At 61.6% G+C, this 12,931-nt stretch carries 11 protein-coding genes; 5 read left to right on the forward strand and 6 right to left on the reverse strand.

Annotation, left to right across the window (positions count from 1 at the left end; genetic code table 11):
• The first annotated feature begins 101 nt into the window (after window positions 1-101).
• Window positions 102-1,490 carry a M20/M25/M40 family metallo-hydrolase gene (locus tag FBZ99_RS14675; RefSeq protein WP_113352064.1) on the forward strand — a complete coding sequence of 463 codons (1,389 nt, stop codon included), beginning with the start codon at window positions 102-104 and terminating at the stop codon, window positions 1,488-1,490.
• A 126-nt stretch (window positions 1,491-1,616) separates the two neighbouring features.
• Window positions 1,617-2,540, forward strand: coding sequence for a nucleoside hydrolase (locus tag FBZ99_RS14680; protein ID WP_145633892.1), 924 nt, complete (start codon window positions 1,617-1,619; stop codon window positions 2,538-2,540).
• A gap of 84 nt (window positions 2,541-2,624) precedes the next feature.
• Here FBZ99_RS14680 and FBZ99_RS14685 read toward each other — a convergent pair whose 3' ends face one another.
• The 5 genes from FBZ99_RS14685 to FBZ99_RS14705 form a co-directional block, all read right to left on the reverse strand.
• Window positions 2,625-3,797, reverse strand: a complete 1,173-nt coding sequence (locus tag FBZ99_RS14685) for a M20 aminoacylase family protein (protein WP_113352066.1) — start codon at window positions 3,795-3,797, stop codon at window positions 2,625-2,627.
• Window positions 3,798-3,982: 185 nt separating this feature from the next.
• On the reverse strand, window positions 3,983-5,044 hold the full coding sequence (locus FBZ99_RS14690; protein ID WP_113352067.1) for an ABC transporter ATP-binding protein: 1,062 nt from the start codon (window positions 5,042-5,044) through the stop codon (window positions 3,983-3,985).
• On the reverse strand, window positions 5,041-6,588 hold the full coding sequence (locus tag FBZ99_RS14695; protein WP_233790154.1) for an ABC transporter permease: 1,548 nt from the start codon (window positions 6,586-6,588) through the stop codon (window positions 5,041-5,043). The genes FBZ99_RS14690 and FBZ99_RS14695 overlap by 4 nt, the downstream gene beginning before the upstream one ends.
• A gap of 217 nt (window positions 6,589-6,805) precedes the next feature.
• Window positions 6,806-7,822: an iron ABC transporter substrate-binding protein gene (locus tag FBZ99_RS14700; protein ID WP_113420626.1), complete on the reverse strand. Its 1,017-nt coding sequence runs from the start codon at window positions 7,820-7,822 to the stop codon at window positions 6,806-6,808.
• Between the two features lie 119 nt (window positions 7,823-7,941).
• Window positions 7,942-8,826: a LysR family transcriptional regulator gene (locus tag FBZ99_RS14705; RefSeq protein ID WP_173002579.1), complete on the reverse strand. Its 885-nt coding sequence runs from the start codon at window positions 8,824-8,826 to the stop codon at window positions 7,942-7,944.
• A gap of 98 nt (window positions 8,827-8,924) precedes the next feature.
• Here FBZ99_RS14705 and FBZ99_RS14710 point away from each other — a divergent pair, with 98 nt between their 5' ends.
• Together FBZ99_RS14710 and FBZ99_RS14715 are read left to right on the forward strand one after the other, a co-directional pair.
• Window positions 8,925-9,332, forward strand: coding sequence for a CidA/LrgA family protein (locus tag FBZ99_RS14710; protein ID WP_113390784.1), 408 nt, complete (start codon window positions 8,925-8,927; stop codon window positions 9,330-9,332).
• Window positions 9,319-10,023 carry an LrgB family protein gene (locus FBZ99_RS14715; RefSeq protein ID WP_145633894.1) on the forward strand — a complete coding sequence of 235 codons (705 nt, stop codon included), beginning with the start codon at window positions 9,319-9,321 and terminating at the stop codon, window positions 10,021-10,023. The genes FBZ99_RS14710 and FBZ99_RS14715 overlap by 14 nt, the downstream gene beginning before the upstream one ends.
• Before the next feature lie 57 nt (window positions 10,024-10,080).
• On the opposite strand, the gene FBZ99_RS14720 is transcribed toward FBZ99_RS14715, so the two are convergent.
• Window positions 10,081-11,418 (reverse strand): MFS transporter, encoded by a 1,338-nt coding sequence (locus tag FBZ99_RS14720; protein ID WP_095433551.1) that lies wholly within the window; start codon window positions 11,416-11,418, stop codon window positions 10,081-10,083.
• 392 nt (window positions 11,419-11,810) lie between these two features.
• Between FBZ99_RS14720 and cyoA the strand changes: the two genes are divergently transcribed.
• The gene (cyoA, locus tag FBZ99_RS14725) at window positions 11,811-12,929 is read left to right on the forward strand and encodes a ubiquinol oxidase subunit II (protein ID WP_113352072.1); all 1,119 of its coding nucleotides are present in this window, start codon (window positions 11,811-11,813) and stop codon (window positions 12,927-12,929) included.
• The last annotated feature ends 2 nt before the right edge of the window (window positions 12,930-12,931 follow it).

A 12,931-nucleotide genomic window follows, 5' to 3' on the forward strand; every position in this document is an offset into this window, starting at 1 on the left:
GATCGAAAGACGCAAGCTACGGTAAATTTTCAGTTTTAACGCCTCGAAACCCGGCGGGCTTTGGTCTATCGTCCATCCAAATCTCATGTAAGGAGTCGGATATGACCGATCTATCGCCCGTTCTCGACCGCGCCGATCAGAACCTCCCTTCCAGCCTCGACAATCTCTTCGAACTGCTGCGCATCAAGTCCATCTCGACCGATCCGGACTACAAGGCGGAATGCCGCAAGGCGGCGGAATGGCTCGCCACCTACCTGAACTCGATCGGCTTCAAGGCCTCCCTGCGCGATACACCCGGCCATCCGATGGTGGTCGCCCATCACGATGCCGGCAGCGCAGATGCACCGCATGTGCTGTTCTACGGCCACTATGACGTGCAGCCCGTCGATCCGCTCGAGCTTTGGGAAAGCGACCCATTCGCTCCGGAAATCAAGGACCTGGGCGATGGCCGCAAGGTCCTAACCGGCCGCGGCACGTCCGACGACAAGGGGCAGCTGATGACCTTCGTCGAAGCGGTGCGCGCCTATAAGGAAACGAGGGGCGCACTGCCGGTGCGCATCACCATCCTCTTCGAAGGCGAAGAGGAATCCGGCTCGCCCTCGCTCAAGCCCTTCCTCGAAGCCAATGCCGCCGAGCTGAAGGCGGATTTCGCCCTCGTCTGCGATACCGGCATGTGGGATGGTGAAACGCCGTCCATCTCGGCCAGCCTGCGCGGCCTTGTCGGCGAGGAGATCATTATCAACGCCGCCGACCGCGACCTGCATTCGGGCATGTTCGGCGGTGCCGCCGCCAATCCGATCCACATCCTCTCCGATATTCTCGCCGGCCTGCATGACGAGACCGGGCGCGTAACGCTCGACGGCTTCTATGACGGCGTCGAGGAAACGCCGGCTAATATCAAGGCCTCCTGGGAAACGCTCGGGATGACGACGGAAAAATTCCTCGGCGAAGTCGGCCTGTCCATTCCCTCGGGGGAGAAGGGCCGTTCTGTAATGGAGCTGATCTGGGCGCGGCCGACCGCGGAAGTCAACGGCATCACCGGCGGCTATACCGGCGCCGGTTTCAAGACCGTGATCGCCGCCAAAGCATCGGCGAAGGTCTCCTTCCGCCTGGTCGGCCAGCAGAACCCGGCGGCGATCCGCGAGAGCTTCCGCGCCTATGTACGCTCGAAGATCCCTGGGGATTGCTCGGTGGAATTCCATGAGCATGGCGGCTCGCCGGCTATCCAGCTTTCCTACGACTCGCCGGTGCTGAGCAAGGCAAAGACGGCACTTTCCAACGAGTGGCCAAAGCCCGCTATCGTTGTCGGCGAAGGCGGCTCGATCCCGATCGTCGGCGACTTCCAAAGGATGCTCGGCATGGAATCGCTGCTCGTCGGTTTCGGCCTCTCCGACGACCGTATCCATTCGCCGAACGAGAAATACGAGCTGCGCTCCTATCACAAGGGCATCCGCTCCTGGATCCGCATCCTCGACGCCCTCGCCAGCTAAGCCATCTGCGGGTGCGCGTCCTTGCGCGCCCCGCGTCCATCTCGCCGGATGGCAAGGGATGCCGTCATCCGAAGCGACGGGCCGAGACGGCCGTCGCGTCAATTCATACCGTCGATGAGATAAGGCATGGGAATCTGGATCGATACCGATATGGGATTCGATGACATCGCCGCCATCCTGGTGGTGGCGCATTCGGATCTTGTCATCGACGGTGTTTCGCTTGTCAGCGGCAATGCGCCACTGTCTTATGTCCAGGTTAATGCCGCGAGCGCGGCTGCGGTTTTCAACTGGACGTTTCCGATCCATACCGGACGTGAGCTGCCCGTGCTTTGCAAGCTGGAGACGGCACAGGGCATTCTCGGCCAGACCGGCATTCCCACTGCGGGCAGAAGCCTGCCGCCGGCCAACCCGCTTCCGGCGAGCGATGCCTTTGACGCCCTCAGCAATTGGCTTTCCGACGGAAACGGCCCGAAGCGCATCCTGGCGCTCGGACCGCTTACGAACATCGCGGCGCTGGCGCTGGCACGGCCGGATCTCGCCGCCCGCATCGACGAGTTGACCTGGATGGGTGGCGGCGTCACCTCGGGCAACCACACGGCGTCGGCGGAATTCAATGCCTTTGCCGATCCGGAGGCGCTTGGGATCGCCCTTGCGCATGGCCTGCCATTGCGTATGGTCGATCTCGATATCTGCCGCAAGGTGCTGGCTTGGCCGGAAGATGTCACCCGTATCCGGAAGATAGCCGGAGAAAAGGCGCAACTGCTTGCAGACCTGCTGGAAGGCTACATCAACATCGCCGTCAGCCGCGGCAGACCGGCCATGGCGATCTACGATCCAACAGCGGCCGCCATTTTCGTCGAACCTGACATCGCCACCCTTCGGCATGCTCGGATCGACGCGGAACTGCAGGGGCAGCATACGCGCGGGCGCACCGTCGTCGAAACGCGGGCCTCGCATGGGCAAATCAATGCGCATTTCGCCGCGGAGATAGACGCGGAAAGGGCGCGCCGGATCGTCTTCGATGCGCTGATGCGGGAAGCCGGCCGCTGAGAAGTGACGGAGAAATATCGTATCTCAAACTCTCAAGCTGCGGTGATACAGGATGTACTGCAGTGAGGCACGTTGAGAATCGTCTCACTGCTCTCTCAATTCCTGCTCGACCAGTGTCGTCCAGAAGGCCACGCCGGAGGCGATCGCCTCGTCGTTGAAATCATAGGCGGTATTGTGATGCAGGGCACCGTCAACGGCGGGGCCATTGCCGAGCCAGACATAGCAGCCGGGGGCGTTCTGGCCGAAAAAGGCGAAATCGTCGCCGGCTGTCGATGGCGGAAAGCGGGTCAGCACATTCTCGCCGAAAACAGTCGTCGCAGCTTGCAGCGCCCGCGCCGTGGCATCGGCATCGTTGACGACGGGCGGGATGCGGCGCTCGAATTGATAGTCGACGGCAATGTTGAACATGGCTGCAGTCCCATGCGCCAGACGACCGATCTCCTCTTCCAGCTGATCGCGGACCTCAGGCGTATAGGCGCGCGCCGTGCCGCCGATCTCGACCGTATCTGGTATCACATTCAGCGCCTTGGGATCGCCCGCCTGTAGCGAGCAAGCGCTGACGACGGCTGGCTGCAGCGGATCGACGACGCGGCCGACGATGGTTTGCAGCGCGGAAATGAAGGTTGCTGCCGCCGTGATCGGGTCCTTGCCGAGATGCGGCTTGGCGCCGTGGGTTCCGGTACCGCGGAAGGTGATGCGCCAGCTGTCCGACGAGGCAAGCTGCGGCCCTTCGACAACGGCCATCTCGTCGACCGCGAGACCGGGCATATTGTGCAACCCGTAAACGGCATCGCAGGGAAAGAGATCGAAAAGGCCTTCGTCCACCATGCGCTTGGCACCACCTCGACCTTCTTCGGCGGGCTGGAAGATGAAATGCACCGTGCCGGAAAAGCTGCGCGTGGCCGCCAGATGACGAGCGGCACCGAGCAGCATGGTTGTATGGCCATCATGCCCGCAGGCATGCATCTTGCCCGGAATGGTGGATTTATACGGGCGATTGGCCTTTTCCGGCATGGCGAGTGCATCCATATCGGCGCGAAGGCCGATGCGACGCGTGCCATTGCCGACCTGCAGCGTGCCGACGACACCGGTCTTGCCGAGGCCGCGATGCACCGTCAGCCCTGCCTCTTCCAGCAAAGTGGCGACGATGCCGCTGGTGCGCTCCTCCTCGAAGCCGAGTTCGGGATGGGCATGAAGATTGCGGCGAAGCGAGGTGAGGAACGGAAGATCCGGCTCGATCTCGTCGGGAAAAGACATGGTAAGGTTCCTTCGGCATGGCGCATGATGATGGCGTGCCTAAAGCGCACCGAGATCTTTCAGATTCGCTTCTTGCGCTTTAGGATCTTGATTTGACGCAGGTCGTTGTCGCAAAACCGCTGCACACTTTTGCGCGACATGCTTTATCTTCCCGAAAGCATCGCCTGCTTCAACCCAAATGACGCTCAGGCCGTGAGCTTGTTGAAGACATGTGCCTTTCCGATGACGCTCACTGAAACCATGCTGCCGACCTCGGGCAGGCCGACGCCGGAGCTCTTGATATTCAAGGTCTCGGAGCCGTTGGCATTGGAGAGTACAACCGTAACGGCGCAGACGGCACCGCCGAATTCGATTTCCGTGACCTTGCCGATGCAGGCAGCTCCCGCTCCGGCCTCATCAATGGCCTCGAGGCGCAATTGCTCGGGCCGCAACATGATGTCGGTGCGTCCCTGGCGATTATCGGCATCGACCGCAATCTGCCCGAGGACGCATTTGGCAGACCCTTTGTCGAGATCAGCCGAAAGTACGATGGCATCGCCGAGAAAGAGCGCAGTCTCGCGATCCCTGGGGCTGAGATAGAGCGCCTGCGGCGTGCCGGCCTGTATGAGCCTGCCCTCGCGCAGGACAGCAACCTGATCGGCAAAGGACAGCGCCTCCGCCTGATCATGCGTCACCAGGACCGCGGTGATGCCGGCGATCTGCAGGACACGGGCGACGGCCTTGCGCATGTTTTCGCGCAAGCCGGTATCGAGAGCGGAAAAAGGCTCGTCGAGCAGCATCAATCGCGGCTTGCGGCCGAGCGCACGGGCAAGCGCGACGCGCTGCTGCTGGCCGCCGGAGAGCTGATGCGGGCGGCGATCGAGCATGCCGCGGTCGAGTTCGACCATATCGATGAGAGCATTGATGCGCTGATCGCGGTCGCGCGCGCCGCGCTCCATGCCGAAACCGATATTCTCCGATACGCTCAGATGCGGGAACAGGGCACCGTCCTGCGAGACGATGCCGATGCCACGGCGGTGCGCCGGCACGATGGCTTCGCCATCGGCCAGGGTCTCGCCCTGCAGCACCACTTGGCCCGCATCGGGAACCTCGAAGCCGGCGATGATCCGCAGCAGCGTCGTCTTGCCCGAACCGGACGGGCCGACGATCGCGGTGCGGCTGCCGGCAGCCACCGTGAGATCGATATTATCGAGCGCATGCACGGGGCCGTAGCGTTTGCTGATGTTCTTGATTGCCAGAAAGGTCATTGTCCGGCCGTTCGCTTGGATTGCACGTAAAGGAGAAGGGTGAGCGGCAGCGACAGGACGACCATCATGAAGGCGTAGGGTGCTGCGGAAACATAATCGATCTCGCTGGTCAGCGACCAGAATTTCGTCGCCAGCGTTTCCGTGCCGTTGGGAGAGAGCATCAGCGTCGCCGTCAGCTCGTTGGTGATGCCAAGCGCGACCAACGCGACGCTCGCGGCAAAGCCGGGCGCGGCAAGCCGCATGGTGATCTGCCGCACCGCCTGCGCTGGCGTGCGGCCGAGCGCCATGGCTGCACGCTCAAGCTCGACGGGCGCCTGGGCGATGCTGGCGCGCAGGCCGACCATGGCACGCGGCAGGAACAGAAGCACATAGGCGAGCAGCAGCGTCGCAAAGGTCTGGTAGAGCGGCAGGATCAGCCGGACGGTGATCGACACCAGGGCCAGGGCGACGACGACGCCGGGCAGCGAGCCGACATAATAGTGGCATGCTTCGAGAATGCGCTGCAGCCGGCCGGGCGCACGCACCGACAGCCATGCCATGGGGGCTGCTGCAATGGTGGCAAGAAGGCCTCCGGCGATCGCGAGAAGAATGGTCTGCAGCAAGGCCGAGCCGACCGTATCGATCCGCCAGACGTCGGCACCGCCAAGATAAAGCCAGCGCGCCAAGGTGACGAAGGGAATGCCGAGGGTCAGCGCAGCCGTGACGATGGGCAGCGCGACCGCGGGAACGACGAACCAGCCGAGACGACGGCGATCGGCGGGGCGGGCGGCACCCGAGCCGATACGGGCATAGCGCTCGTTGCCACGCACCAGCACCTCGATGCCGAGCAGCAGCAGGCAGCAGAAGACCAGCACGCCGCCGAGCATGTTTGCCGCTGGGCTGTTATAGGCGGACTGAAACTGGTCGACGATCGCCGTCGAGAAGGTATCGAAGCGGATCATCACGTAGAGGCCGTATTCCGCCAGGAGATGCAGGCCGATCAGCAGCGAGCCGCCGCAGATGGCGAGGCGAAGCTGCGGCAGGATTGCGCGGAAGAAAACGCGCCAGGGGCCGAGGCCGAGCGAGGCGGCGGCGTCCTCGATCGCCGGATCGAGCCGGCGCAGGGCGGCCGCGACCGGCAGGTAGAGGAAGGGAAAATAGGCGAGCACCGAGACCAGCACGCCACTCCAGAGCCCGCGCATGCTCGGCACGAGGCTGACCCAGGCATAGCTGTGCACGAAAGCGGGCACGGCAAGCGGTGCCGCCGCAAGCCAGGACCAGAGGCGCGCGCCCGGAATATCGGTGCGCTCCGTCAGCCAGGCGAGCGTGACCGCCAGCAGGATGGAAAGAGGGATGGTGCAGACTTCGAGCAGGACGGTATTGACGAGCAGCTCGCCGACGCGATTGCGGAAGATGAGCGCTATGACTTCGGCCCAGCCTGTGTCGATCGTGATCCAGACGATGAAGCCGAGGGGCACGAGGCTCAAAAGCGCGACGACGGAAGCAAGGGCGACAACGGAGGCATGCCGGACGCGGCTGCGGGGGGCAGCCGTCAACGGGGGCATTCGCATGGCGGCAGGCTCGCCGGCATATGTGTTTTTCTGCAGCAAATCCGAGCTGCCTTTCACGCCCTGAAATAGGAAGGCAACCGCCGTTGACGGCGATTGCCCGATCGGTCGGCCTTAAAGGCCATCCCATGCCCCTAGCAGGGCATGCGACTGCGATGCAAGAGCAAAGCCCGGCCGAACGCGCGCGAAAGGCGCTGCGGGACGGGCTTTCGCCTTAGATGAGACCAGCTTCCGTCATCAGATCGGTGACCTTCTTGCTATTCAGCTTCGAAGGCTCGATCTTTGGAGCCTGCAGGTCGGGAATCGGCACCAGCTTCGGATTGGAAGCTTTGCCGTTGCCGACGGCATATTCATAGGAATCGCCATCGCGCAGAACGGCCTGACCGCCCTTGCCGGTGATCCACTTCAGGAAAGCCTGCGCTTCCTTCTGATGCTGGCTGGATGCCAGGACGCCGCCGCCGGAGATGCTGACGAATGCACCCGGATCCTGGTTCTTGAAATAGTGCAGCGAGACATTCTTGCTGTTTTCGCCGGTCTTGGCCTGATCGCCGAACCAGTAATAGTGATAGATGACAGCGCCTTCGATCTCGCCGGCATTGACAGCCTTCATCGCGACACTGTTGCCCTTGTAGAAGCTCGCATTTTCCTTCATCGCCTTCAGCCAGGCACGGGTCGCGTCTTCGCCCTTCAGTTCCAGCAGCGCGCTGACGATCGCCTGGAAATCGGCGCCGGCCGGCGAAGCGCCCCAGCGGCCCTTCCACTTGGGATCTGCGAGATCGAGTAGAGATTTCGGCAGATCGGCTTCCTTCAGCTTGGTCTTGTCATAGGCGAAAACGGTGGAACGCGCGGCGACACCGACCCAGTTGCCATCGGCAGCCTTGAAGGTTTCCGGCACCTGGGCGAGCGTGGCGGCATCGACGGGAGCGAAGAGCTTGTTGGCATCGACCAGCGTCATGCCAGGGGAATTTTCCGTCAGATAGACGTCAGCGGGAGAGGCAGCACCTTCCTGGACGATCTGGTTGGCAAACTGCATATCGCTACCGTTGCGGATCGTGACCTTGATGCCGGTTTCCTTGGTGAAGCCATCCGCCCAGGCCTGCGTCAGCGCTTCATGTTGAGCGTTGTAGACGACGATGCCTTCGGAATCGGCGGCATTCGCCATCATCGGAGCAACCGCAAGGCCCGCGGCGAGCGCCAGCGCACTGGTGAGATGTGAAAAGGAAAAAGTCATTAAGTCCTCTCGCTTGGAAACCACCGCCTGCAGCGGCAATGGAATAGCCTATATTTTTCCTGACCGTTTATTTCAAGTTTACGGTCGTTCCCGCTTATCACAAAAGTTTGAGAATAGAGTCAAGATTTCGCCGCTATCTCAGCAGCGAGGTCGAGCCAGGCGCGACCGGCATGTGACAGATATCCGCCGCGCCGCCAGATCCAGGCCATGTTCCACTCCATGCCCGGTTCGACGACAAGCGCATGGGCGATGCCCGAACGCTGGCGCTGTTCGGCGATCAGCCGCGGCAGGAAACCTACACCGAGGCCCGCAGCGACCAGTTCGACAATGAAATTGATCTGGCTCGAGCGCGCGGCAATGTCAGGCGCAAAGCCAGCCGCGCGGCAGGCGTCGAGAATGATGCCGTTCAGCGCGAAGCCGGTTTCGAAGAGGAGAAAGGGATTGTCCTTGAGTGCCGCCAGCGGCACCGTTTGCTGCCCGGCGAGAGGATGCGCCGACGGTAGGAGGACATGCATCGGCTCGCAGCGCACGGTCTGCCACTCGAAGACATCGGGCATCGGCAACAGCGAGGCGCCGAGATCGACCTCATCGGCCAGTACCATTTCCTCGAGCCGCTTGGCGCCCTGCTCCACCAGTCTGATCTCTATGCCCGGATAACGATTGCGGAAGACGGCGAACACCGGAGCGAAGAGGGCATCATTGCCGATCGGCGGCAAGCCAAGCCGCAGGGCGCCGCGCGCGAGCCCACGAAGCTCCGACAATTCCGCCAGCAGATCGTCGCGCCCGGCAAGGATCGCAATTGCCCGACGATAGACCACCTCACCAGCATCGGTCAGGGTCACGCGATGGCCAATGCGGTTGAGCAGCGGCAGGCCAAGCTCGTCCTCCAGCTGGCGCACGGCTTTGCTGACGGCCGATTGCGTGGTGAACACCATCTTAGCGGCTTCCGAAAAGCCGCCCTGGCGCACCACTTCGACGAAGGCTTTCAGTGTCCGAAGCTCCATAAGTATTCCTTACAGGACTTGATTTTATGAAATCAATTCATTTTCTTCATGGAGAGGAAGCGCCTATTGTCAGGTCAAGAGATTTTCCCGAGCCTTCCATGCGTATCAATCCAAAGAATCATCCGAAATTGAGCTGCCTCGCTCAGATCCTGCTGCTGCTTGCCTTCTGGCAAGCGGGCGAAGCCATTGTCCGCCTGGCACATCTGCCAATACCCGGCGCCATCGCCGGCATGCTGCTGGTGCTGGTACTGTTTACGAGCGGTAAAGTGAAGCTGGCGAGCATGAAGCGTGGCGCGGAGTGGTTTCTCGCCGAAATGCTCTTGTTCTTCGTGCCGGCGGTGCTGGCTTTGCTCGATCATGGCGAATTCATCGGCATCATCGGGTTGAAAGTGCTTACGGTGATCTTCGCCGGCACCATCATCGTCATGGGTGTCACCGCGATAGCGATCGATTTCGGCTACCGGCTGATGATGCGCCAGGGGGCCTCAAGCCATGTCCAGCATTGAAAGTCTCGCAGCCGGCCTGTTCTGGCCGTTGGCGACGATCGGACTTTATTATCTTTCCAAGACGCTCTATCGGCATCGGCCTTCGCTCTGGCTGTCACCGCTGGTGGCTGCACCTGCTATCTTGATCGTGCTCGCACTGGCACTGCACGCAAATTACCAGGATTATATGCATGACAGCCGCTGGCTGCTCGCGCTGCTCGGACCGGCGACAGTGGCTTTTGCAGTGCCGATCTACGAGCAGCGGGGCCTCATCAAGCGGTATTGGCCGGTCCTGCTGTTCGGCGTAATCGTCGGCAGCGCCACGGCCATAGTTTCGGCCTGGGAGCTTGCAAGCCTTCTCGGCCTCGACGAGAGCCTGCGGCTCAGCCTGATGCCACGCTCGGTCAGCACGCCGTTCGCCATGGTGGTTTCAGGCGATATCGGCGGCGTCCCCAATCTGACAGCCGTCTTCGTCGTCATCACCGGCCTGTTCGGCGCCATGGTCGGCCAGGCACTGCTACGGCTGCTGCCACTGAAGTCGGGCATGGCCCGTGGTGCGCTTTACGGCATGGGGGCCCATGGCATCGGCGTCGCCAAGGCGCATGAGATCGGCCGCGAGGAAGGATCGATCGCCGGTCTCGTCATGGTGCTGGTGGGATTGACGAACGTGCTAGCGGCGCCGCTGATCGCGTGGCTCCTGCATTCAGCCTGAACGAAAAAGGCTGCGGCACTTTCATGCCGCAGCCTTGTTTCATTTCGCGAATCTGACTTAGTTGTCGCGCGTCTCCAGCGTTTTGCTGAAGAAGATGGCGACCAGCGTGCAGACGACGCCGGAGAGCAGATAGAGGCTGGTGTAGACGAGGCCGAACTGGCTGGAGAGGGCAAGCGCCACGAATGGCGCGAAGCCGGCACCGATCAGCCAGGAGAGATCCGACACCAGGGCCGAGCCGCTGTAACGATAGTTCTGGCTGAAGCGGGAAGCGCTGGCGCCCGCCGCCTGACCGAAGGAGAGGCCGAGCAGCGTGAAGCCGAGAACCACGTAGATGTGGCGGCCAGTCGCGCCGCCATCGAGCAGCCAGGGTGCCACGAAGGCGAAGCAGGCGATCAGCACCGCGCCGATGGCGAGCTGATTGCGGCGGCCAATCCGGTCGGCGAGCATACCGGAACAGATGATGGCGAGAATGCCGCAGATCGCGCCGAGGAACTCTACCAGCAGGAACGAACCGGGAGTCTGCTCGCTGTAAAGCGTCACCCAGCCGAGCGGGAAGACGGTCACGAGGTGGAAGGTCGCAAAGCTTGCCAGCGGCACGAAGGCGCCGATCAGGACATCGCGGCCATGCACGCGCAGCAGCTCCGTCATCTTCACGGGCTCAAGCTCATGACGCTCCAAGAGCGTGCCGAACTCCTCGGTGGCGACCAGGCGCAGACGGGCAAAGAGCGCGACGACGTTGACGGCGAAGGCGCAGAAGAAGGGATAGCGCCAGCCCCAATCCAGGAAGTCCGCCGTCGTGAGACTCGTGACGAAATAGGCAAACAGAGCGCTTGCCAGCATGAAACCGATCGGGGCGCCGAGCTGAGGGATCATCGCATACCAGCCACGATGGTTTGTCGGTGCGTTAAGCGCCAGGAGCGAAGCCAAGCCGTCCCATGCACCACCAAGTGCAAGGCCCTGACCGATGCGGAAAATGGCAAGCAGGATGATTGCGTAGACACCGACTTCCGAATAGCCGGGGAGGAAGCTCATCGCAGCCGTCGAGCCGCCAAGCAGGAACAGCGCGATCGTGAGTTTTACCCCGCGCCCGTAGCGCCGGTCGATCGCCATGAAGATGAACGAACCGATCGGGCGGGCGATGAAGGCCAGCGCGAAGACCAGGAAGGAAAGCATCGTGCCATGCAGCGGGTCGGCGAAGGGGAAGATGAGCTTCGGGAAGACCAGTACGGATGCAATGGCATAGACGAAGAAATCGAAGAATTCCGACGTGCGACCAATGATCACGCCGATGGCGATATTGCCGGGTGCGACCGAGCCCCCCGCATGCATGCTGCGGGCATCGCTCTCCAGAGTTGAAGATGTGGGGTTCAGTGATTCATGCGTTACGCTGACCATGCGCGGGAGCCTCCCTCTCCGAGCACGAATTCCTCCACGAATTCGCGCGTAATGAAAATGTCGATCAAACGTGCGAACATATCAAGTATCCAGCATGAAATAATTCGCAAATTAGCAATCGGTCGAGCCATTATCTGCCTTTGGCGCCGCGTTCCGGACGAAGAAAAACCGCCGGTGATGGCCATTTGTTCCGATCCAGGTATATTAGCGCCGGCAAAAGCGAACTGCCTGATAGAAAACCTTCTGGATTTCTGAGGGTTTTCCCGATACGTGGGACAGCATTCCATACCGCAATGCACTCAAGCTTGCTGCGGTGCGACGAAACACCTCATATCGTTCATGACCGCCGTCCTTTAGTCGCGGTAGGGTCGAAACAAAAAGAGCTTTAAGACGTGCCAAGACTATCGAAGATTTTCAGCCGTTTATCCGTCATCCCTTTGTTTTTGCTGCTCTCAGGTTGCAATCTGGTGGTGATGGCTCCCTCCGGCGATATCGCTATGCAGCAGCGAGACCTCATCATCGTCTCGGTCGTGCTGATGCTGATCATCATCATCCCGGTGATCTTCCTGACGCTGCTCTTCGCCTGGAGATACCGCCAGTCGAACAACGAGGCGACCTACGAGCCGGAGTGGCATCATTCGACACGTCTGGAGCTGGTCATCTGGTCCGCTCCGCTTGCCATCATCATCGCGCTCGGCGCGGTGACCTGGATCAGCACCCATCAGCTCGACCCCTACCGCCCGCTCGATCGCATCGCCGCCGACAAGCCGCTTAGCGCCGACGTCAAGCCGCTGACGGTGGAAGTGGTCGCGCTCGACTGGAAATGGCTCTTCTTCTATCCGGAATACGGCATCGCCACCGTCAACGAGATGGCGGCTCCCGTCGACCGCCCGATCAACTTCAAGATCACAGCCTCCTCGGTGATGAACTCCTTCTTCATCCCGGCGCTGGCAGGCCAGATCTACGCCATGCCGGGCATGGAGACGAAGCTCCACGCCGTCATCAATCATCCCGGCGAATTCCAGGGCCTGTCGGCCAACTATAGCGGCGCCGGCTTCTCGAACATGCGCTTCAAGTTCCACGGTTTGGATCAGGCCGGTTTCGACCAGTGGGTCCAGAAGGCAAAGAGCCAGGGCACGGCGCTCGGCCGCCAGGAGTACCTGGCGCTTGCCAAGCCCAGCGAACGCGAGCCGGTGCGCTACTTCAACGCCGTCGACGATGGTCTCTACAACGCCATCCTCAACATGTGCGCCGATCCGAGCAAGATGTGCATGAGCGAGATGATGCATATCGACGCCAAGGGCGGCGGCGGCAAGGAAAGCCACGAAAATCGCGAGCGCCTGATCTATGACAATCGCGACGGTGCCTCGGCCGAAGTTACGCCGGTCAAGGCCGACGGCAGCGCCAGCCACACCATGCAGCATGGCGACAACTCCATGCAGGGCATGGATATGGGCAACGGCTCTTCTTCCGATTCGTCGACCGGTTCGGCGCAGCATCAGGGTCATTGATC

It is taken from the genome of Rhizobium sp. ERR 1071 (genome assembly GCF_007828675.1).
In the GTDB taxonomy this organism is placed as follows: Bacteria; Pseudomonadota; Alphaproteobacteria; order Rhizobiales; family Rhizobiaceae; genus Rhizobium; species Rhizobium dioscoreae.

Excerpts from the sequence above, each read along its gene's own strand:
- FBZ99_RS14675 (WP_113352064.1), top strand. The coding sequence starts at position 102 with ATGACCGATCTATCGCCCGTTCTCGACCGCGCCGATCAGAACCTCCCT.
- FBZ99_RS14705 (WP_173002579.1), bottom strand. The coding sequence starts at position 8,826 with ATGGAGCTTCGGACACTGAAAGCCTTCGTCGAAGTGGTGCGCCAGGGC.
- FBZ99_RS14690 (WP_113352067.1), bottom strand. The coding sequence starts at position 5,044 with ATGACCTTTCTGGCAATCAAGAACATCAGCAAACGCTACGGCCCCGTG.
- FBZ99_RS14710 (WP_113390784.1), top strand. The coding sequence starts at position 8,925 with ATGCGTATCAATCCAAAGAATCATCCGAAATTGAGCTGCCTCGCTCAG.
- FBZ99_RS14695 (WP_233790154.1), bottom strand. The coding sequence starts at position 6,588 with ATGCCCCCGTTGACGGCTGCCCCCCGCAGCCGCGTCCGGCATGCCTCC.
- FBZ99_RS14715 (WP_145633894.1), top strand. The coding sequence starts at position 9,319 with ATGTCCAGCATTGAAAGTCTCGCAGCCGGCCTGTTCTGGCCGTTGGCG.
- FBZ99_RS14685 (WP_113352066.1), bottom strand. The coding sequence starts at position 3,797 with ATGTCTTTTCCCGACGAGATCGAGCCGGATCTTCCGTTCCTCACCTCG.
- FBZ99_RS14700 (WP_113420626.1), bottom strand. The coding sequence starts at position 7,822 with ATGACTTTTTCCTTTTCACATCTCACCAGTGCGCTGGCGCTCGCCGCG.
- FBZ99_RS14720 (WP_095433551.1), bottom strand. The coding sequence starts at position 11,418 with ATGGTCAGCGTAACGCATGAATCACTGAACCCCACATCTTCAACTCTG.
- FBZ99_RS14680 (WP_145633892.1), top strand. The coding sequence starts at position 1,617 with ATGGGAATCTGGATCGATACCGATATGGGATTCGATGACATCGCCGCC.